Annotated in this window: 22 protein-coding genes and 1 tRNA gene; 13 read left to right on the plus strand and 10 right to left on the minus strand. The window is 73.5% G+C overall.

The window, feature by feature from the left end; all coding sequences use genetic code 11:
• Positions 1 to 91 precede the first annotated feature (91 nt).
• Complete coding sequence (locus WA788_RS03495) at positions 92 to 592, plus strand: DUF5949 family protein (protein ID WP_335971464.1); 501 nt, start codon at positions 92 to 94, stop codon at positions 590 to 592.
• 82 nt (positions 593 to 674) lie between these two features.
• Here WA788_RS03495 and WA788_RS03500 read toward each other — a convergent pair whose 3' ends face one another.
• Complete coding sequence (locus WA788_RS03500) at positions 675 to 938, minus strand: hypothetical protein (protein ID WP_335971466.1); 264 nt, start codon at positions 936 to 938, stop codon at positions 675 to 677.
• Positions 939 to 1,201: 263 nt separating this feature from the next.
• Between WA788_RS03500 and WA788_RS03505 the strand changes: the two genes are divergently transcribed.
• A complete protein-coding gene (locus tag WA788_RS03505) occupies positions 1,202 to 2,221 on the plus strand; it encodes a hypothetical protein (RefSeq protein ID WP_335971468.1) in 1,020 nt (339 codons plus the stop codon).
• 13 nt (positions 2,222 to 2,234) lie between these two features.
• Here WA788_RS03505 and WA788_RS03510 read toward each other — a convergent pair whose 3' ends face one another.
• The 5 genes from WA788_RS03510 to WA788_RS03530 form a co-directional block, all read right to left on the minus strand.
• On the minus strand, positions 2,235 to 2,816 hold the full coding sequence (locus WA788_RS03510; protein ID WP_335971470.1) for a hypothetical protein: 582 nt from the start codon (positions 2,814 to 2,816) through the stop codon (positions 2,235 to 2,237).
• A 92-nt stretch (positions 2,817 to 2,908) separates the two neighbouring features.
• Complete coding sequence (locus WA788_RS03515; RefSeq protein ID WP_335971472.1) at positions 2,909 to 3,397, minus strand: J-domain-containing protein; 489 nt, start codon at positions 3,395 to 3,397, stop codon at positions 2,909 to 2,911.
• 177 nt (positions 3,398 to 3,574) lie between these two features.
• Positions 3,575 to 5,296 carry a SpoIIE family protein phosphatase gene (locus WA788_RS03520; RefSeq protein ID WP_335971474.1) on the minus strand — a complete coding sequence of 574 codons (1,722 nt, stop codon included), beginning with the start codon at positions 5,294 to 5,296 and terminating at the stop codon, positions 3,575 to 3,577.
• A gap of 106 nt (positions 5,297 to 5,402) precedes the next feature.
• Positions 5,403 to 5,933 (minus strand): MarR family winged helix-turn-helix transcriptional regulator, encoded by a 531-nt coding sequence (locus WA788_RS03525; RefSeq protein WP_335971476.1) that lies wholly within the window; start codon positions 5,931 to 5,933, stop codon positions 5,403 to 5,405.
• A complete protein-coding gene (locus tag WA788_RS03530) occupies positions 5,930 to 7,615 on the minus strand; it encodes an FUSC family protein (protein ID WP_335971479.1) in 1,686 nt (561 codons plus the stop codon). The genes WA788_RS03525 and WA788_RS03530 overlap by 4 nt, the downstream gene beginning before the upstream one ends.
• A 111-nt stretch (positions 7,616 to 7,726) precedes the next feature.
• Here WA788_RS03530 and WA788_RS03535 point away from each other — a divergent pair, with 111 nt between their 5' ends.
• Positions 7,727 to 8,023 (plus strand): type II toxin-antitoxin system VapB family antitoxin, encoded by a 297-nt coding sequence (locus tag WA788_RS03535; protein ID WP_222961733.1) that lies wholly within the window; start codon positions 7,727 to 7,729, stop codon positions 8,021 to 8,023.
• 21 nt (positions 8,024 to 8,044) lie between these two features.
• Positions 8,045 to 8,689 carry a LytR C-terminal domain-containing protein gene (locus WA788_RS03540; RefSeq protein ID WP_335971481.1) on the plus strand — a complete coding sequence of 215 codons (645 nt, stop codon included), beginning with the start codon at positions 8,045 to 8,047 and terminating at the stop codon, positions 8,687 to 8,689.
• Between the two features lie 51 nt (positions 8,690 to 8,740).
• On the opposite strand, the gene upp is transcribed toward WA788_RS03540, so the two are convergent.
• A complete protein-coding gene (gene upp / locus WA788_RS03545; protein ID WP_335971484.1) occupies positions 8,741 to 9,376 on the minus strand; it encodes a uracil phosphoribosyltransferase in 636 nt (211 codons plus the stop codon).
• A 289-nt stretch (positions 9,377 to 9,665) separates the two neighbouring features.
• On the opposite strand from upp, the gene WA788_RS03550 reads away from it, so the two are divergent.
• From WA788_RS03550 to WA788_RS03580, 7 genes are all read left to right on the plus strand, one after another.
• Positions 9,666 to 10,217, plus strand: a complete 552-nt coding sequence (locus WA788_RS03550) for a tRNA adenosine deaminase-associated protein (protein ID WP_335971486.1) — start codon at positions 9,666 to 9,668, stop codon at positions 10,215 to 10,217.
• Between the two features lie 71 nt (positions 10,218 to 10,288).
• Positions 10,289 to 10,723 carry a nucleoside deaminase gene (locus tag WA788_RS03555; RefSeq protein WP_335971487.1) on the plus strand — a complete coding sequence of 145 codons (435 nt, stop codon included), beginning with the start codon at positions 10,289 to 10,291 and terminating at the stop codon, positions 10,721 to 10,723.
• 31 nt (positions 10,724 to 10,754) lie between these two features.
• A tRNA-Ser gene (locus WA788_RS03560) sits at positions 10,755 to 10,844 on the plus strand.
• 151 nt (positions 10,845 to 10,995) lie between these two features.
• The gene (locus WA788_RS03565; RefSeq protein WP_335972238.1) at positions 10,996 to 11,211 is read left to right on the plus strand and encodes a hypothetical protein; all 216 of its coding nucleotides are present in this window, start codon (positions 10,996 to 10,998) and stop codon (positions 11,209 to 11,211) included.
• 27 nt (positions 11,212 to 11,238) lie between these two features.
• A complete protein-coding gene (locus WA788_RS03570) occupies positions 11,239 to 11,532 on the plus strand; it encodes a Dabb family protein (RefSeq protein ID WP_335971490.1) in 294 nt (97 codons plus the stop codon).
• 258 nt (positions 11,533 to 11,790) lie between these two features.
• Positions 11,791 to 12,621: an RNA polymerase sigma factor SigF gene (locus tag WA788_RS03575; protein WP_435127840.1), complete on the plus strand. Its 831-nt coding sequence runs from the start codon at positions 11,791 to 11,793 to the stop codon at positions 12,619 to 12,621.
• Between the two features lie 167 nt (positions 12,622 to 12,788).
• Positions 12,789 to 13,637 (plus strand): RNA polymerase sigma factor SigF, encoded by an 849-nt coding sequence (locus WA788_RS03580; protein WP_335971495.1) that lies wholly within the window; start codon positions 12,789 to 12,791, stop codon positions 13,635 to 13,637.
• A 37-nt stretch (positions 13,638 to 13,674) separates the two neighbouring features.
• Here the strand turns inward: WA788_RS03580 and WA788_RS03585 are convergent, their stop codons facing one another.
• Positions 13,675 to 13,872, minus strand: a complete 198-nt coding sequence (locus tag WA788_RS03585; protein ID WP_335971497.1) for a hypothetical protein — start codon at positions 13,870 to 13,872, stop codon at positions 13,675 to 13,677.
• 58 nt (positions 13,873 to 13,930) lie between these two features.
• On the opposite strand from WA788_RS03585, the gene WA788_RS03590 reads away from it, so the two are divergent.
• Complete coding sequence (locus tag WA788_RS03590; RefSeq protein WP_335971499.1) at positions 13,931 to 14,866, plus strand: aldo/keto reductase; 936 nt, start codon at positions 13,931 to 13,933, stop codon at positions 14,864 to 14,866.
• Between the two features lie 303 nt (positions 14,867 to 15,169).
• Complete coding sequence (locus WA788_RS03595; protein ID WP_335971501.1) at positions 15,170 to 15,631, plus strand: PPOX class F420-dependent oxidoreductase; 462 nt, start codon at positions 15,170 to 15,172, stop codon at positions 15,629 to 15,631.
• A gap of 99 nt (positions 15,632 to 15,730) precedes the next feature.
• On the opposite strand, the gene WA788_RS03600 is transcribed toward WA788_RS03595, so the two are convergent.
• Together WA788_RS03600 and WA788_RS03605 are read right to left on the minus strand one after the other, a co-directional pair.
• Positions 15,731 to 18,142 carry an ArnT family glycosyltransferase gene (locus WA788_RS03600; protein WP_335971503.1) on the minus strand — a complete coding sequence of 804 codons (2,412 nt, stop codon included), beginning with the start codon at positions 18,140 to 18,142 and terminating at the stop codon, positions 15,731 to 15,733.
• On the minus strand, positions 18,139 to 19,626 hold the full coding sequence (locus tag WA788_RS03605; RefSeq protein WP_335971505.1) for a glycosyltransferase: 1,488 nt from the start codon (positions 19,624 to 19,626) through the stop codon (positions 18,139 to 18,141). The genes WA788_RS03600 and WA788_RS03605 overlap by 4 nt, the downstream gene beginning before the upstream one ends.
• Positions 19,627 to 19,669 lie beyond the last annotated feature (43 nt).

Raw genomic sequence — 19,669 nt, forward strand, 5'->3', positions numbered from 1 at the left:
TTCCACGAACGGGCGAATCCCGTGCCCCGAGGTCGCCCGCTGAGGTGATATCGGCGCCGGAACGGGTCTGTCGCCCGTTAGGGTCCGGCGCATGAGCCAGACCAACACCGCCCCCGCGTCGCCCCTCCAGAGCCGGCTGGGCACCCTCGTGGTGATCCCGTGGGCCGGCAGCCACGAGGACGGCGAGGACACCCCGTTCCTGCTCGCCTACTCCCTCGGCGACGGGGCGGACGGCCCGGCGGCCGGTCAGGAGGCGGTCCTGGAGGCCGCGCGGCAGATCGGGCTGCCGGTCGGCGGCACCGTCCTGGACGTCGCGCAGGCCCCGAAGGTGGACGTGCGGGTGCTGGTGGAGGGCGGCAAGGCGGTGCTGACCATGCCCTACCTGAAGGTGACCTGCCCGGTGCCGGACCAGTGGACGGCCGCGGCCCGCGCCCGCGGGTCGGTCTACGTGATCCTGGCCAGCCGCCCGTGGCCCGCGGCGGTCCCGGGCGCGACGATCACCGAGGAGTCGCTGCGCGCCTTCGCCGCCGACGAGGAAGTCCTCGGCACCGCGGCCCACTTCACGGTCCCGGTGAGCACCCTCCGCGGCTGAGCCGAACCGCCGCCCCGGCCGGGGCGCGCGAAAGGGGCGCCCCTTGCCGAAGGGGCACCCCTTTTTTCCGTGCGGGCGGCGGTCAGCCGTTGACCAGTTCGTTGCCCGCCGTCACCGCGTCGGAGCCGGCCTTGACGGCCTTCTGGACGGCGTCGACCTTCGAGCCGACCCCGGACTGCTGGATCACGCCGGAGGCGACGCTGCCGGCCTGGGCGCCGGTGTCGGAGGCGGTCACCGCGGTGCTCGCCAGGGTGGAGCTGAGGTCGGCGGCCTGCACGGCGGGCGCGGCAGCCGCGAGCACGAAGGAGCCGGCCGCGGCGGTGGTGAGGATGCGGAATACGTTCATGAGCCGTACAACGCCGCAGCCCGCCCCCAGGGCACGCCCACGACGCCGAGCGTCAGCCCGGGTCCGCGGCGTTCACCCGCGCAGGTGGCGCGCCGCACCCGTCCGGCCGAGCGCTCCCGGCCGCCGTGACCGGACGTGCCAAGGTGTTGCCGGTCTGTGACAACTACCGCACGGTGCGGCGAAGTCGGCTTGCCACGCTTCCCTCACAGCGGCCGGCGCCGTCGGCCGCAGCAGCCGTCTCACACGTTCATGGGGGAACCGAGATGTCCGTGCCCACCCGCCGCGGCCGCGGCCGCAGACGCAGCACCTCCGCAGCCGTCGCACTGACCGCGGGCCTCACCGCGGGCGCCGCCCTGCTGCTGTCGGCCTGCGGGCCCGACGACCCGGCCGCCGACGGCACCACCACCACGCCGGCCGGCTCCGGCGGCCCGACCGTCAGCGCCGCCCCGGCCGGCTCCGGCTCGCGGCTCAACGGCACCGCCCAGGGCGGCCTGACCATCAGCGACGGCAGCCGCTACGTCGTCATGAACGGCACCCGCGTCGACTTCGGCACCCTGGTGCGCGACCTCACCTGGTCCCCCGACGGCAGCCGGGCCGCGTTCGTCGACGGCGACGGCGACCTCGCGGTCAGCAACCCCGACGGCTCCGGCCGGCAGGTGGTGGCCAAGAACCCCGGCGGGCAGACCTGGTCGCACCCGACCTGGCAGACCCGCAAGGCGGACGCGTCCTCCGGCATGCCCGGGCTGGACAACCTGATCTTCGCCGTGCGGTCCGGCGGCACCACCAGACTGGAGGCCGTCCCCTCCTCCGGCGGCACCCCGAAGCCGATCAGCCTCAACGAGATGGCGAGCGAGAACCCCGACCCGCTGCCGACCACCGGCAACACCTGGCCGAACGCCGGCAGCGAGGGCGCCGCGGTCTACGCCAACCCGGACAGCGGCAAGGTCTACATCCGCGACGACAACCTGCGGCAGCAGGGCTCGGTCCTCGCCTCGGGCTCGGAGCCGGCGATGACCACGGACGGCAACGAGGACGTGGTCTTCGTCCGTTCCGTGGACGGCCACGACCACCTGTTCCTGGAGGAGTCCACGAACAGCGGCCCGTCCTTCAAGGACCTCACCCCGGACGCCGCCACCGACTACACCGAGCCGGCGTTCTCCCCCGACAACCGGACGATCGCCGCCCGCACCCCGGACGGCATCGTGGAACTGCCCGCCGACGGCTCCGGCAGCCCGGCGAAGGTCTCCGACTACCAGGGCCTGCCCGCCTTCCGGGCGTCGTGAGCCCGCGAAACGGCTAGCTGCGGGCGCCGAGTTCGGCCCGCAGCGCGGCCAGGTGCGTGTCGGCGTTCTGGTGCGGCAGGAACTCCACCACGTCGAGGAAGCGGAAGAGGGTCCGCTGATCGGTGACGGCGAACTCGTACTCCGCGAAGCCGACCACCGCGCCCAGCACCCCGCGCGCCGCGCCCCGTACGACGTGGGCCGTCATGGCGTCGGGGTGCTCGGCGTCGGTGCCGCGGCGCCCGCCCGGGCGGGCCAGGTAGGGGCAGACCATCGAGGCGTACAGCATGCACGCCCGGTGCCCCGGGCCCTCGGTGGTGGGGGCGAGGTTGCGGTACGGGCGGCCGGCCGCCCGCGCGTCCGCGATCGCCTCGGCCTCCGCCGCGCCCACCACCCGCCACACGGTGCCGCGCGGCATGCGGGTGCCGCACACCGAGCACAGCCGCTGCCGGGCGCAGTCCGCGCTGCGCCCGTGGTCGGTCAGCGCGAACTGCGGCCGCTCGTCCTGCCACGGGGTGATCGCGGGCACCGGGTAGCCGCGCTCGTCGCGGGGCCGGGCCTCGACGGGCGGCGGTTTGGGGACGGAGTCGAAGCGCACGGGCCATGCCTATCAGGGGCGGCCCGGCGCCCGGAACACCGCGGGCGCCCTGATCCGCGCCCCGATCCGCCCGGCCGGGCCGCGTCCTGACGTCACGTCGGGCGAAGCCGCCGCCACCAGGGCCGGCGCGGCGCGGCGGTGCCGCTGCCTGTGATTCCACCGTCCGCCGCCTCGGCCGCCTCGCCGCCGCGGTCCTCGTGCCAGCGCGCGACGGCCTGTTCGACGTCGAAGGGGCGCAGGTTCAGCGGCGGGCCCGGCGGCGGGCGGCGGATCGCGGCCTCGATCTTCTCGTTCACCGCGGTGAGGATCTGCCGGACCTGCCGCTCGGAGCGGGCCCGCGCCACCGCGGCGGCGGCGTCCTCCGCCTCCTTGCGCAGCGCCAGCGAGGGGGGCAGGAAGGACAGCCCCTCGCGCCGCATCTTGCCCTTGACCCACCACATCTCGTCGTAGGGCGCGTTCAGGTTCGGCAGCGGCTTGCCGCGGCCGGGCAGGTCGGCGAAGGCGCCCTGCGCCTCCGCCTCGCGGATCTGCCGGTCCGCCCACGTCTCGAAGGACACACCCGGCGGCTTGCGTTCGGTCATGCGGTCACTCCTCGGTACGCCCCGACCCGGGGGTCGCCGGTCACCAGCGGCTCGCACCTTCGAGGCTAACAACACCGCCCCGCCTCGCGGTAAGGGTCGACCCGCCAGGAGTTCGGTCCTTACACCGCCCCAATACTTCCCCCACGCGCTCCACCCGCGGCGCCCCGCCCGGCGCCCTCAGCGCGGCCCGCGGCCCGGCACCGCCCGCGCCGCCAGCAGTGCCACGTCGTCCTCGGCCTCGGCGGGCGCGAGCCGGTGCACGACCCGCGCCAGCAGCGCGTCCAGCGAACCGAGCCCCGCGCGCGCCGGGACCTCGGCGGGCGGCAGCCGCAGCCCGGCCAGCCGCTCCAGCGACGCGTCGATGTCCTCGCCGCGCCGCTCCACCAGCCCGTCGGTGTACAGCAGCAGGGTGTGCCCGGGCGGCCAGGGCGCGTGCACCGTCTCGTAGCCGCCGCCGAGCTCCGCGCCCAGCGGCGGGCCGGGCGGCACGTCCAGCAGCCGCACCCGCCCGTCGGGCGCGACCAGCGCGGGCGGCAGGTGCCCGGCGCTGGAGAACCACGCGGCGCCGCGCAGCGGGTCGGCGATGCCGAGCAGGCAGGTGGCGGGCCGCTCCACGCCGCCGGCCGTCAGCAGCCGGTCGATCCGGCGCAGCACCCGGTCCGGCGCGTCGCCCTCCCCGGCGCCGACCCGGAGCATGGAGCGGTAGTGGCTCATCTCGACCGCGGCGCCGACACCGTGGCCCATCACGTCCCCGATCGCCAGCAGCGTCAGCCCGCCGGGCAGCGCCAGCGTGTCGAACCAGTCGCCGCCCACCAGGTCGTCGGCGCCCGCCGGCAGGTAGCGGGTGGCGGTGTCGACCCGCGGGTTCGGGGTGCCGGGCGCGGCCAGCAGCGCGCGCTGCAACTCCACCGCGATGCCGTGCTCGCGGGTGTAGCGGCGGGCGTTGTCCAGGCTGATCGCGGCCCGCTCGGCCAGCGCGCCGGCGACGGCCACGTCCTCGTCGTCGAAAACGGGCGACGACCCGGCCCGGACCATCGACACGGTGCCGAGCTGCTGCCCGCGCGCGGCCAGCGGCACGATCAGGCCGGAGTGGATGCCGGTATCGCGGTAGAAGGTCACGTGCTCGGTGGTGGGCGCGTGCCGGATCATCTCGTCGTCGGAGAGCAGGTTCAGCACGATCGGCCGGCCCGTCTCCAGGCAGCGCGGGATCGCCGAGCCGGGCTGGCAGTCGATGTACTCGCCGGCCTCGCCCAGACCCGCCGCGACCGCGCGCAGCGCCGGGCCGGTGCTCAGCGCGGACCGGCGCAGCCGGACCGTGCCGCCGGGCGGCGGGCGGTGGCCGTCCTGCTCGCCGCTGGAGAGCACCTCCACCATCGAGGCGTCCGCCAGCACCTCGACCAGCAGGTCCGCCAGCTCCTGGCAGGTCTGCTCCATCTCCAGCGTGGAGCCGATCCGCATCGCCGCCGCGTCCAGGACGAGCAGCCGCTTGCTGGTGCGCTCCAGCTCCCGCCGCACCTCCAGGTCGTCGCTCACCTCCAGCAGCACCACGCCCACGCCCAGCACCCGGCCGTCGGCGGCGGTGACGCGGTGGCAGCAGCCCCGCCAGTGCCGCCGGGCGTGGGTGGAGCCGGCCCGGGTCTGCCCGCTGAAGGTCAGCTCCCGCGGGCGGCCGTCGGCCAGCAGCGCGCGGAACAGGGACTCGTCGATGTCGACGCCGGGCACGATGTCCACGATCCGCCGCCCGTAGTGCGCCTCGGCGTCGACGCCGTTCATCCGCGCCAGCGCCGGGTTCACGTACAGGTACCGCAGGTCGGGGCCGAGCAGCGCCACCCCTGCCTGTGTGCCTTCCAGCAGCACCTGCCACACCGCGCTGCCGGGCGCCGGAACCTCGGGCTGCATCGGCGGTCCCTCCTCCGGGTCGTACGTCCAACCCTGCCCGCAGGTCGCCCGATCGGCGATTCGACGCGGGACGGGGCCGCGGGGTCCGTACGGGGGCGGGCGCGGGTCAGGCGCGGGGCAGCCCGAGCCGCCCTTCGAGCTGGACCAGCAGCTCGCCCAGCAGCGCCGCGACCTGCCGCTGGTCGCCGTCGGCCAGGCCGGACAGCGCGGCGGTCTCGTACCGCAGCTGGTCGGGCATGACCGAGTCGATCAGCTCCCGGCCGCTGCGGGTGAGCCGGACCCGGGCGACCCGGCGGTCCCTGGTGTCGCTGCGGCGGTCCACCCAGCCGCGCTCGCCGAGGACCTTCAGCCGCTTGGTCACGGCGGCGCCGGAGGCGAAGGTCTCCCGGGCCAGTTCGCTGGGGGTCAGCTCGCGGCCGGTCCGCCGCAGGGCGCTGAGCAGGTCGAACTCAGGGCGGGTCAGGCCGGCCCGGCGCATCGGGGCGTCCTCCGCGTGCTGGAGCAGCGCCGCGCAGCGGTTGATCCGGCCGATGACCTCCATCGGGGCGGTGTCCAGGTCGGGCCGCACGGTCTGCCACTGCCGGACCACCGCGGCCACCGTGTCGCCCGCCGGCCCGCCGTTCGCCGCCGCTGTCATGCCCTGCCGCCCCCTCCGCCGTCCGCCGCCGCGGCGCCGCCGTTCCCGAGCCCCTGGGCGCGCACCGTCTCGGCGAGCGTACGGTGTCCGCTGCGCTGGAGGGCCAGCACGTCCTGCTCGGGCAGCGGGGCCTGCCACCACTCGCCGGCCGCGATGTCCCGCAGCTCGCGCAGCTCGACCAGCGCGAAGGTCAGCCGCCGCCGGGCCGCCTCCAGGGCGGCGGGGTCCGGGTGCGGTGCGGCCAGCACGTCCCGCGCGTTCTGCTGGGCGGTGCGGGCACCGGTCAGCGCCACCGCGAGAATCCGGCTGGGGCGGCGGGTGACGACCGCCATCGCGGCCAGCATCCCGACGACGGCGCCGACCAGGGTGTCGACGACGCGGTCGGTGAGCAGCCCGCCGGCCGCCTGGTGCCGGGAGAACTGCACGATCAGCAGGGCCATCGGCGTCACGCAGATGCTGCCCAGCCAGTAGTTGCGGGGCATGAACGCCTCGGCGGCGAAGTTGAAGGCCAGCGCGACCAGCACCAGGGCGGTCGGACCGGTGTCGGTGAGCGGGGTGACCGCGACGAAGACCAGGACGCCGACCAGGTTGCCCACCACCCGCTGGATGCTGCGGCGCCAGGACTGGCTGACGTTGGCCTGGGAGACCGCGGCGGCGGTGACGATCGCCCAGTACGGCCGCCCGACGCCCAGGCCGAAGGAGACGTAGCCGGCCAGCGCGCACCCGGCGAAGGTGCGGGCGGCGACCGGGAGGAGCAGGCCGCCCGGCCGCATCCGGCGCAGCAGCGACGGCCCGGGGAAGGCGTGCTCGACCTCGACGCCGAGCAGGTCGGTGGCGTGGCCGGGGTCGGCCGGGCGCGGCACGGCGCCGGTGCCGCGCAGCCGGTCGGCCCACCCGGCGAGCAGCGCGGGGTCGGCCGCGGTGGGGCTGGCCAGCGCGATCTCGGCGCGGATCAGCAGCCGCTCCAGGGCCCGCCGGTCCTCGGTGCGGCGGTCGCCGCTGAGCAGCAGGTTCTGCCAGCCGATCTGGATGGCGGCGGCCGCGGCGTCCCGGGCCGGCCCGGCCTCCGGGGCGGCGGCCGGGAGCCCGGCGTAGCGGGCGGTGGCCCGCAGGGCGCCGCGGACCGCGCGCCGCTCGGGGCCCTGGGGGCGCAGCAGCCCGGGCGCCATCGTCACCGCGTAGGCCAGGGCCGCCGCGCCCGCGGTGAGGGCGAGGTGGCCCGGCACCTGGCCGATGGTCTGCGGCACGAAGAGCGCCGCCGAGCTGATGAACGTGAAGATCACGTGCGCGGGCGGGCCGATCCTCGTGGCGTCGCAGAGCAGTTTCTGCAAGGCGGCCAGCAGCGCGCCGACGGTGATCAGCGCCATGGTGCTGTCGACGAGCGAGGACGTGACGAGGGCTGCGGCCAGGCCCGCGACCATGCCGAGGATGACGCCGACCATGGTCCTGGCGCGGTTGGCGTACGGCCGGTTGTGCGCGTAGGTGGCGCACAGCGACCCGGCCATCGTGTAGATGGCCAGGTCCAGCCGGTCCAGGCAGAGCAGGATCAGGTTGGGGATCGCCGACGCGACGACGGCGCTGACGGCGGGCTTGAACCAGATGTCGGAGGTCCGGCCCAGCCGCAGCACTCCTGCGGTGGGGAGTCTGCGCGGCCCGGGGGAGGTGGGGGCGGCCTTGCTCATAGGACAAACTTACCAAGTGTTTTACCTGGAAAACAAAATCCGAGGCCCCCGGAGGCGCTCATCCCTGCGTCGAGGCTGCGCCCGGCCGAGCGGGGCCGGTAGGCTTTCCGTGTGATCTTCAAGCGCATCGGAAACGGGCGGCCGTACCCGGACCACGGCCGGGTCAGCACGCGCGAGTGGGCGGACGTCGCCCCGCGTCCCGTGCGGCTGGACCAGTTGGTGACCACCAAGGGGGAGCTCGACCTGGAGACCCTGCTGGCGGAGGACTCCACCTTCTACGGCGACCTCTTCGCGCACGTCGTGAAGTGGCAGGGCGACCTCTACCTGGAGGACGGCCTGCACCGGGCGGTGCGCGCGGCGCTGCAACAGCGCCAAGTGCTGCACGCCCGGGTCCTGGAGATGGACTGACAATCCGCTTACGCTGCGCTCATGAGCATGCTGACCCCCTCCGGGATGGGCGGGAAGTACCGGGTCACGGGAAACTCGTATCCGCGGATGCGCCCGCCCAAGCGGCGCGGCCGTTTCGTGGCCGTCCTGATCGCCGCGGTCGTCGTCCTCGGCCTCTTCGGCTGGGGGGCTGTGCAGCTCTTCGACGTCTTCGGCGGCAAGGGCAAGAGCACCACCGCGCACGCCGCGTCGAGCCGTCCGACCTGCACTCCCACCGCCAGCCCGACGCCCGCCAAGCCGCTGGCGCTGCCGCAGCCCGCGCACGTCACGATGAACGTCCTCAACGCCACCACGCGCGGCGGGCTGGCGAAGAGCACCGCGGACGCGCTCGCCGCACGCGGCTTCAAGGTGGCGAAGTTCGGGAACGCGCCCGACCCCTATGACGCGAAGGTCACCGGCTCCGCGCTCATCGTCTCCGGGCCCGGCGGCGAGGCCGCCGCCCGCGAGGCCGGCACCCAGGTCGTCGGCTCCACCGTGAAGATCGACCCCACCCGCAAGGGCACCACCGTCGACCTGCTGATCGGCGACGCCTTCGCGAAGCTGGCGACGCCCGCGCAGGCGGCCGAGGCCCGGATCACCGCGGCGAACCCCCCGGCCCCCAAGCCGACCTGCACCACCAAGAGCTGAACCACCAAGACCTGCACCCCGAGAGCCGAACCGCCCCCGCCGCTGCGGCGGCTAGCCGACCGTGCCGTAGAGGCGGTCGCCCGCGTCGCCGAGGCCGGGGACGATGAACCCCTGGCCGTTGAGGTGGTCGTCGACCGCGGCGGTCACCACTGTCACGGGCTGCCCGGCGAGTTCGCGCTCCATCACCTCGACGCCCTCGGGGGCGGCCAGCAGGCACAGGGCGGTGACGTCGTCGGCGCCGCGCTCGATCAGCAGCCGTATCGCGGCGACCAGGGTGCCGCCGGTGGCCAGCATCGGGTCGACCACGTACACCTGGCGGCCGGAGAGGTCCTCGGGCATGCGGGTGGCGTACGTGGTGGCCTGGAGGGTGTCCTCGTCGCGGACCATGCCGAGGAAGCCGACCTCGGCAGTGGGCAGCAGCCGGACCATGCCGTCGAGCATGCCCAGCCCGGCCCGCAGGATCGGCACCACCAGGGGCCGCGGGTGGGATAGCCGCACCCCGGTGGTCTGGGCGACGGGGGTGACGATGTCGACCTGTTCGGTGCGCACGTCACGGGTCGCCTCGTAGGCGAGCAGCGTGACGAGTTCGTCGGCGAGCCGGCGGAAGGTGGGCGAGTCGGTGCGCTGGTCGCGCAGCGCGGTCAGCTTGTGCGCGACCAGCGGGTGGTCGACAACGTGGAGACGCATGGGAGGACTGTAACCGGCGGCCCGACGGCCCCGCCGCCCCGCGGCGACCGCGGTGTGCGCAACGTCACCACGGCACGCTCCCGGGTGACCGTGCGGCCGGTCGGCGGTCCGCCAAGATCGCGGTTTTCCGCAGAAGTGACCAAGTCCTGGCACGTCGCAGTGTCGAAGACCTCTCGCAGCGCCGGTGTTTCTGCCACGATGCCGAGTGGGTGGGACCGTCATGAACCCTCATGAACCGCAAGGTGGGCCCACCCGGTCCGGACGGCCTGAGACCTGTGGGAGAGTCACGGTGTACTTCGCCGCACTGCTCGCGCGCACCGAGGACGGTTGGCAAGCGAGCGAACCCGATCTCGACGATGTGGAAACCCTCGCCGACCTGAGCGAACTGGCTCGTACGGTCGGCGACGAGGAGGAGACGGTCCTGGTCTTCATCGAGCAGGAGGACGCCTGGTTCGGCGTCATCCGCGTCGACGGTGAGGAAGACCCCAGGATCTATGTGTCGGACGCGGCCGCCGCCGCCCGCAGCTCGTACGGGGAGATCCTGCTCACCGACGAGGTGCTGGGCCGCGACCCGGGGAACGCGGACGACCTCGACGACCTTGTCGACCTCGACGGCACCGAGGACGGCGACACCGACGACACCGACGAGGACGCCGTGGCCGGCCTCTCGGAGGACCATGTGCCGGTCGGCCCGCTGGGCGAGACCGGCCTGCTGGCCGACCTGGGGATGAGCGCCGCGGACCTGCTCGCGCTGAGCGGGGACGGCGCCCTGACCGGGGAGGCCCTGGGCGAGATCGCCGACGCCCTGGGCGCGGCCGACGTGCTGGAGGCCGTCCGCTGACCGACCCGACCGCCGGTGCCGGCCCCGGCACCGGACCACCCGACGTCCTACGCGACCCGTGGGTGCCCGCGATGCGGATCGCCCTGGCGGAGGCCGAGCACGCCCCGCTCACCGGTGACGTACCGGTGGGCGCGGTCGTGCTGGCCCCCGACGGGTCGGTGCTCTCGCGCGCCCGCAACGAGCGCGAGGCGACCGGTGATCCGACCGCGCACGCCGAGGTGCTCGCCATCCGCCGCGCCGCGGCCGCGCTGGGCGGCTGGCGGCTGACCGGCTGCACCCTGGCGGTGACCCTGGAGCCGTGCACCATGTGCGCGGGCGCCATCGTGCTGTCCCGGCTGGCGCGGGTGGTCTACGGCGCCCCCGACCCGAAGGCGGGCGCGACCGGTTCGCTGTGGGACCTGGTCCGCGACCGCCGCCTCAACCACCGACCCGAGGTGGTCGCCGAGGTGCTGCCCGCGCCGAGTGCGACCCTCCTCACCCGCTTCTTCCGGCCGAACGATTTCTGACCACGGCCCTCGGTGGGCTAGGATCAGTCTCGGTAGCGTGTCCGAGCGGCCTAAGGAGCACGCCTCGAAAGCGTGTGAGGGGGCAACTCCTCCGTGGGTTCAAATCCCACCGCTACCGCCACAGCTGGACGAACTGACCACCTGCCGACCCCGGCAGGTGGTCAGTTCGCGTTCGGCCCTCGGCGGGAATGCCTCGCAATCATCATCATTTTTTCGGATGATGAGGCAGTCCGGTCGTCTGGTTGCTCCATGCGGCGGATAGAATCCGGCAGTTGCACATGTGTGACCGCTGGGCCGAGTCGCTGCTGGGGAGGCCAAGGAGCATGGCGCAGGCGAGGAAGATCGCCGTCATCGTGCTGGTGATCTTCGTGCTCTACACGATCATCGACCAGCCGGCTCGGGCGGCCGATCTCGTCCAGGTGGGGTTCGTCGGCATATCGAACGCCGCCAAGAGCTTGGGGAAGTTCATGCACGACCTGGCCAACTGACGGCCACGGGCAAGGCGAGGAGTGGTGATGATCCGTCATCTGGTGCTGTTCAAGCTGAACGAGGGCGTCGACCGGGCCGAGGAGCGGGTGACCGCCGGCGGCCGGGCGTTCGCCGAGCTCGGCCCGCAGATCCCGGAGGTGGCCTCCTGGGAGTGCGGCTGGAACGTCACGGACCGGCCGATCGCCTACGACTTCGCCATCAACTCCACGGTCGCGGACGCCGACGCGCTGGCGCGCTACCTCGAACACCCCGCGCACCAGGCCGCGGTCGCGCAGTGGTCCGCCTTCGCCACCTGGGTCATCGCCGACTACGAGATCTGACCGCACGCCTGTTCACTGCCGGCCCCTCGCCGTCCGCGGCGGGGGGCTTCGCCATGCCCTGCCGCGCCGGGTGGCGCGCGCTCGACGTACAACCGTTCGTACAACACGGCAATATGCGGTGCTTGCACAAAGCACACATGAATTGTGATGCTATGACCGCTTTGCCCGACGTTTTCTTGACCGACGCTTTGACGGATGTTCGCCGGATGTTGCAGTCGCAGCAGGCTGGAGTGGACCGATAAGGGGTGTGGTGTGCCGGTGCCGGCCCGTACGGCGTCAACGCCAGCGACGACGTATCCGCGCGGCAGGACGCGGACGCCGAACAGCAACGCGGCCGACGCACGCGCGCTGACCCAGGTGCTCTTCGAGCAGATCGCCCGGCTGGAGCCGGGCACGCCCGAGCACAGCCGGGTGCGCGCCGCGCTGATCGAGGTGAACCTGCCGCTGGTGCGGTACGCCGCGGCGCGCTTCCGCAGCCGCAACGAGCCGATGGAGGACGTGGTCCAGGTCGGCACGATCGGCCTGATCAACGCGATCGACCGGTTCGACCCGGAGCGCGGGGTGCAGTTCCCGACCTTCGCGATGCCCACCGTGGTCGGGGAGATCAAACGTTACTTCCGGGACAACGTGCGCACCGTGCACGTGCCGCGCCGGCTGCACGAGTTGTGGGTCCAGGTCAGCGGCGCCATCGAGGACCTCACGGTGCTGCACGGCCGCTCGCCGACCACCGCGGAGATCGCCGAGCGGCTGCGGCTGTCGGAGGACGAGGTGCTCGCCTGCCTGGAGGCCGGCCGCGCCTACCACGCGACCTCGCTGGAGGCCGCCCAGGAGGGCGACGGCGCCCCCGGGCTGCTGGACCGGCTCGGCTACGAGGACCCCGCGCTCAACGGCGTCGAGCACCGCGACCTGGTCCGGCATCTTCTGGTGCAACTGCCGGAGCGTGAGCGGCGCATCCTGCTGCTGCGCTACTTCGGCAACCTGACACAGTCCCAGATCAGTGCTGAGCTGGGAGTTTCCCAGATGCACGTGTCCCGGCTGCTGTCGCGGAGCTTCGCCCGCCTCAGATCCGCAAATCAGATCGAAGCGTAACCCAACGGGAGCAAGCCACCTGCACAGATAAGTCGACATGACGCTACAGCGTGTTGCCGACATGTGACATTCTGCGGATAGCGCGTTTGTGACGGCCGGTCCTCCGGTATTCCAGTGGAGGAACAACCGTCGCTCGCGACGCCCGTCCGCGACCTCAAGGGGGTGGCATGTCCGTACAGTTGGGCAGTCCCAAGGTGCTTCGTACCGACGCAACCGACGCTGACGTAGCGCATGGCGCTGTGCACAGCGATGCCATCGACACCCGTACGCTGTCCCGTTCGCTGTTCCTGCGGCTGGCGGCGCTCCCGGTCGACAGCCCGGACCGCGCCTACGTCCGCGACACGCTCATCGAGCTGAACCTGCCGCTCGTGCGGTACGCCGCGGCCCGCTTCCGCAGCCGCAACGAACCGATGGAGGACATCGTCCAGGTCGGCACGATCGGCCTGATCAAGGCGATCGACCGGTTCGACTGCGAACGCGGCGTCGAGTTCCCGACGTTCGCGATGCCGACCATCGTCGGCGAGGTGAAGCGCTTCTTCCGCGACACCTCGTGGTCGGTGCGGGTGCCGCGCCGACTCCAGGAGCTGCGGCTGGCGCTGACCAAGGCGAGCGACGAGCTGTCGCAGAAGCTGGACCGCTCCCCGACCGTCGCCGAACTGGCCTCCTGCCTCGGCGTCTCCGAGGAGGACGTGGTCGACGGGCTGGCCGTCGGCAACGCGTACACGGCCAGCTCGCTGGACTCCCCGCCGCCGGAGGACGACGGCGGCGAGGGCACCCTGGCCGACCGGCTGGGCTACGAGGACAGCGCCCTCGAAGGTGTCGAGTACCGCGAGTCGCTGAAGCCGCTGCTGGCCCAACTGCCGCCGCGCGAGCGCCAGATCATCATGCTGCGGTTCTTCGCGAACATGACGCAGTCGCAGATCGGCGAGGAGGTCGGCATCTCCCAGATGCACGTCTCCCGCCTGCTGACCCGTACGCTGGCGCAGCTCCGGATCGGACTGACGTCCGAGGCGTGACCAGCGCCGGAGGCGCAGGAAGGGGGAGTGGTCGCCGCTACTTCATCGCGAGCGCGACCACTCCCACGATCACCACCAGGACCACGACCACACCGATGATCAGGCCCGCGCGGCTGCGGCTCTGCGCACGCTGCACCTGCACGGGCGGCGGCTGCTCGTCGACGAAGGCGCGGAACATCTGCGTGCTGCCGGCCGGGTCGTAGTTGTTCTCAGGGTTCGGCGAGGAGTTCGACATGCCGCCTGACCCTAGCGTGTCGGCGGAATAACCCGCACCCCCGGTTGTTGCACCTGTCATGGCTCGCATCGGCAACTCCGCACTCGACGTCTTCCCCCTCTCCCTCGGCGGCAATGTCTTCGGCTGGACGGCTGACGAGGCCCAGTCGTTCGCCGTCCTCGACGCCTTCACCGGCCGCGGCGGCGACTTCGTCGACACCGCCGACGTGTACTCGGCCTGGGTGCCGGGCAACGGCGGCGGGGTGTCCGAGAAGATCATCGGCGCCTGGCTGGCCCGCCGCGGCCGCCGGGACGACGTGGTGATCGCCACGAAGGTCGGCAGCCACCCCGACTTCAAGGGACTGCGGGCCGACACGATCAAGAAGGGCGCCGAGGCGTCGCTGCGCCGGCTCGGCGTGGACCACATCGACCTTTACTACACGCACCGCGACGACCCCGAGGTGCCGGTCGAGGAGATCATCACCGCGCTGGACGCCCTGGTGAAGGAGGGCAAGGTCCGTGCGATCGGCGCCTCCAACATCTCCGCCGAGCGGCTTGCCGCCTCCCTGGACTTCTCCGAGCGCGAGGGCCTGGCGCGGTACGAGATCGTGCAGCCCCTGTACAGCCTGGTCGAGCGCGACACGTTCGAGGGCCCGCTCGCCGACCTCGTGGCGGCCCGCGGCCTGTCCACCGCGCCCTACTACGCGCTCGCCTCCGGCTTCCTGACCGGCAAGTACCGCCCGGGCACCGAGGTCGACAGCGCCCGCGCGGGCAAGGCCGGCCAGTATCTGTCCACGCCCACCGGCCCGAAGGTGCTCGCGGCGCTCGACGAGGTGGCCGCCGCCCACGGCGCCGAGGTCACCACGGTCGCGCTGGCGTGGCTGGCCGCGCAGCCGACGGTGGTGGCGCCGATCGCCAGCGCCCGTACGGTCGAGCAGGTGCCCGCGCTGACCGCCGTCGCCGAACTGGAGCTGACCGAGCAGGAGGTGGCGGCCCTCACCGCCGCCGCGTCGTAGCGCGCCGCGGGCGGGCCGGCGGCGCCGCGGTGCGCCGCCGTCCGCCCTGTGAGGTCGCGCACTCCACCGGGCCGGGGCGCCCACGCCCTTGCGCAGTGCAACCATCGGCCATACGGTTGCTTCAGGCAATCACTTGCGCGGGCCGGCACCCCGCCCGCGCGACGTACGACTCCCGGTCGCACGGCACGCACCCGCAGCGGAGAGGTCGGGTCGTACGACACGGGCACGGGTCCTGGCGGCGGCCGGAGCAGGGGACGGCCGAGGCCGCCCGCCGGGACCTACACAGCGGCGTAGGGTGCGGGCATGGCTCCCAATATCGCCACCAACACCCGTGTCGGCCTGGACGAACTGCTGGAGTTCATCCGGCCGCGGCACCACGCCATCCTGCTCACCACCCGCGCCGACGGCCGCCCCCAGGGCTCCCCGCTCACCTGCGGGGTGGACGACTCCGGCCGGATCGTCGTCTCGACCTACCCCGAGCGGGCCAAGACCCGCAACGCCAGGCGCGACCCGCGGGTCAGCGTGATCGTGCTCTCCGACTCCTTCAACGACGCGTGGGTGCAGGTCGACGGCCGCGCTGAGGTGCTGGACGTACCGGACTCCGTCGAGCCGCTGGTGGAGTACTTCCGGAACATCTCCGGCGAGCACCCGGACTGGGCGGAGTACCGCGAGGCGATGGTCCGGCAGGGCAAGTCCATCATCCGGATCACCCCGGAGCGCTGGGGCCCGATCGCGACCGGCGGCTTCCCCGCCCGCCTCGCCTGAGCGCACCCCCGCCGCACGCACCGCGGCCCGCGGACCGGACGAGCCGGCCGCGGGCCGCGGTGTGTCCGGGCCGCGCGCTCACGCGGCCCGGACGGGGCGTCACTTCGACTTCGGCGCCGTCAGGTCGTAGACGGTGGTGCCGCCCACGGTCTTGGCGGTGTAGTGCGAGGAGACCCAGGAGCTGATGGACGACGCGGCGTTGCTGCCGCCCATCGAACTCCCGCCGAAGCCGCCGCCACCGATGAAGTAGTGGATACGGCCCTCGGAGACGTACTTCTCGAACTGCGCCAGCGTCGGCGACGGGTCGCTGCCGTTGAAGCCGCCGACGGACATCACCGGCTTCTGGGTGGCCAGCTGGTAGCTCGCCTGGTTCTGCGAGCCGACGGCCGCGGCGACCCACGTGTAGTGGCTCGCGTCCTTCAGCAGCAGCGCCTTGACCGCGGAGCTGACCTGGGCGCCGTCGAGCAGGCCGCCCATGCCGCCGGCGTTGCCGCCCATGCCGCCCTCGCCAGAGGTGCCGCCGGGGAAGCCGTTCGTGCCCTGGCCCTGGGACTGGCTGTTGCCGTTGCCCTGGCCGGGCAGCTGGCCCTGGGAGTTGCCGTTGCCCTGGCCGGGCAGCTGGCCGAAGCCGCCGCCCGGGAAGCCGCCGGTGCCGTTGCCGGTCCCGCCGGTGCCGTTGGTGCTGCCGTTGCCGTTGGTGCTGCCGTTCCCGTTGCCGGGCATGGTGCCGGTCGGCGGGGTACCGCCACCGCCGCCCGGGAAGCCGCCCCTGCCGCCGCCACCGCCGCCGCCGGGGAATCCGCCCATGCCGCCCTGCACGGACGGCCCGGCGGTCACGATGGACCCCTCGTGCCCGGTGCTCACCGTGTCGAGCGTGTACGCCGCCGGTCCGCCCAGGATCGCCGCGATCCCGACCACCGCGGACAGCACCGCGAGCCGGGCGCCGACCCGTGCCGACGCCATGCCCGGCAGCGCGCCGGCCAGCAGCGCCAGCGCGGCCACCGCGCCGGCGACGACAACCGCGACCCGCAGCCACGGGTGCCAGTCGGGGCTGCGGTGCAGCAGCGTGTAGGACCACACGGCCGTGCCGGCGACGGTGAGCGCCATCACCGAGGCGGCCGCGATGTGGGTGCGCCGCTGCCACAGCACCGACGCGCCCATGCCGACCAGCGCCGCGATGTAGGGCGCGAGGGCGATGTTGTAGTACTGGTGGAAGATCCCGGACATGTAGCTGAACGTCACGAACGTCATCAGCAGCGCGCCGCCCCAGAGCAGGAACGCCGCCCGGGTCGCCGAGGTGCGGCGGGCCTTGCGGGTGATCCACACGCCCGCGAGCAGCGCCACGAACGCGGCCGGCAGCAGCCAGGCGATCTGGCCGCCCATCTCCGAGTTGAACAGCCGGCCGATGCCGGTGGCGCCCCACATGCCGCCGCCGTTGCCGCCGCCCGGGCCGCCGCCACCGCCGACGCTGCCGGTCTCGTTGCCGGTGATCCGGCCGAAGCCGTTGTAGCCGAAGGTCAGCGACAGGAAGCTGTTGTCCTGGGAGCCGCCGATGTACGGGCGGGAGGACTTGGGCCACAGTTCCACGATGGTGACCCACCAGCCGCCCGCGACCACCATCGCGACGGCGGAGTAGAGGATCTGGAGCAGGCGGCGGCGCAGCGGGGTCGGCGCGCAGACCGCGTAGACCACGGCGAGCGGCGGCAGGATCAGCCACGCCTGGAGGGTCTTGGTCAGGAACGCGAAGCCGAAGACGACTCCGGCGATCACCAGCCACTTGGTGCGGGCGTCCTCGATGGCGCGCAGCACGCAGTAGACGGCGGTGACCATCAGCAGCGCCAGCAGCGCGTCGGGGTTGTTGAAGCGGAACATCAGCGCCGCGACCGGGGTGATCGCCAGCACCGCGCCCGCGGTCAGGCCCGCGCCGGGGCCGAACCGCCGCCGTACGGACGCGTAGAGCACGCCGACGGTGCCGACGCCCATCAGCGCCTCGGGCACGAGGATCTGCCACGAGCCGAGGCCGAACAGGCGTACCGACAGGGCCATCGGCCACAGCGCGGCCGGCGGCTTGTCGACGGTGATGGAGTTCGCCGCGTCGGAGGAGCCGAAGAAGAAGGCCTTCCAGCTCTGGCTGCCGGCCTGGACGGCGGCGGAGTAGAAGGAGTTGGCGTAGCCGGAGGCGCCCAGGTCGTACAGGTAGAGCACGAGCGTGGCGACCAGCAGGCCGAGGAAGGCCGGGCGGACCCAGGCCGGGTCCTCGGGGCGGCCGCGCCAGACGCGGCGCGGCAGGCCCCGGGCGCCGCCCGCCGACTGCGCGGCGTGCGACCCGGGTGCGGCATGGGCGCCGGCGGCGGCCGGTACGTCACCGGCCGGTACGTCGACGGCGGCCGACCGGGCGGCTGCCGACGGGTCGGCGGCCGGCTCGGCGGCGGTTCCGGCGACCGGGCCGGGTGCGGGGCCGGGCGGGCCGGCCACACCGTCCAGCGCGTGTGCGTCGCTCGGGGTGGTCATCGGGCGCTCCTCAGATCGTGGTCGTCGCGGTCGTCGTAGTCGTCGTAGCCGTCATAGCCGACGAGGCCGGCCCGGGCGGTGCCGTCCGGGCCGTCGGCGGCCGCGGCGGGGACGGGGTGGGGGGCGTAGCCGCCGTCGGCGCCTTCCTCGGCGTCGAGGACGGTCCCGGTGCCGCGGCCGTCCTGGTCGGAGCGGTCCGGGAAGAGCCAGGCGCGGAAGAGCAGGAAGCGCAGCACCGTCGCGGCGAGGTTCGCCGCGACCAGGACCGCGAGTTCGGTGCGGTGCGCGGGGTGCGGCGCCGCGGTGTGCAGCGCGGCGAGCGAGCCGCTGGTCAGCGCGAGGCCGATGGCGAACACCACCAGCCCCTGCGCCTGGTGGCGGACCGCCCGGTCCGAGCCGCGCACCCCGAAGGTGAGCCGCCGGTTGGCGGCGGTGTTGGCGAGCGCGGACAGCAGCAGCGCCAGCGCGTTGGCGAACTGGGAGTTCATCCCGTTGCGGAACAGGAAGTACAGCACCAGGTAGAACGCCGTGCTGAGCACGCCGACCGCGCAGAACCCGACCAGCTGGCGGGCCAGTCCGGGCGGCACGCCCGGCAGTTCGCGGTCGCGCGGGTCCTCCCCGAACGGGCGGCGCAGCCGGTCCAGCGCGAGCCGTCCGGTGGCCAGCGCCCTGCCCACCCGCCACACGCCCCGCAGGTCGGCGGTGGCGGTCCGCACGATGTCCACGCTGCTGTTCGGGTCGTCGACCCAGTCCACCGGGACCTCGTGGATGCGCAGGCCCGCGCGTTCGGCGAGCACCAGCATCTCCGTGTCGAAGAACCAGCCGGCGTCCTCGACCATCGGCAGCAGCCGCTGCGCGACGTCCGCGCGGATCGCCTTGAAGCCGCACTGCGCGTCGGAGAAGTGCGCGGCGAGCGAGCCGCGCAGTATCAGGTTGTACGTGCGGGAGATGAACTCCCGCTTGGCGCCGCGCACCACCCGCGAGGACTGCGCCAGCCGCGAGCCGATCGCCAGGTCGGAGTGGCCGGAGATCAGCGGGGCGACCAGCGGCAGCAGGGCGTTGAGGTCGGTGGACAGGTCCACGTCCATGTACGCGAGCACCGGGGAGTCCGATGCGGTCCACACGGTGCGCAGCGCCAGCCCGCGGCCCTTCTGCTCCAGCCGGAAGGAGACGACCTCGGGCAGCTCCGCGGCCAGGTGCGCCGCGATCGCGGGCGTCCGGTCGGTGCTGGCGTTGTCGGCGATGGTGATCCGGAAGGAGTACGGGAAGGTCTCGGTGAGGTGCGCGTGCAGCCGGCGCACGCCGGGGCCGAGGCCGTCCTCCTCGTTGTAGACGGGGACGACGACGTCGAGTACGGGGGCGACGGGCGCACCGGGCCCCGGTGGGGCGACGGTGCTCGGGCGGGTCGCGGCGTCGGTGGCATGGACTGCGGCCGTGACCGGCAGGTGCCGACGGGCGGGCAGATTGCCGAGGTTGGTTCGCATGCCATGAGCCTCGGCAACCGGCCTGTCATGGCGATGTGCCGAG

It is taken from the genome of Streptomyces sp. CA2R106 (genome assembly GCF_037034245.1).
Lineage (GTDB): Bacteria > Actinomycetota > Actinomycetes > Streptomycetales > Streptomycetaceae > Actinacidiphila.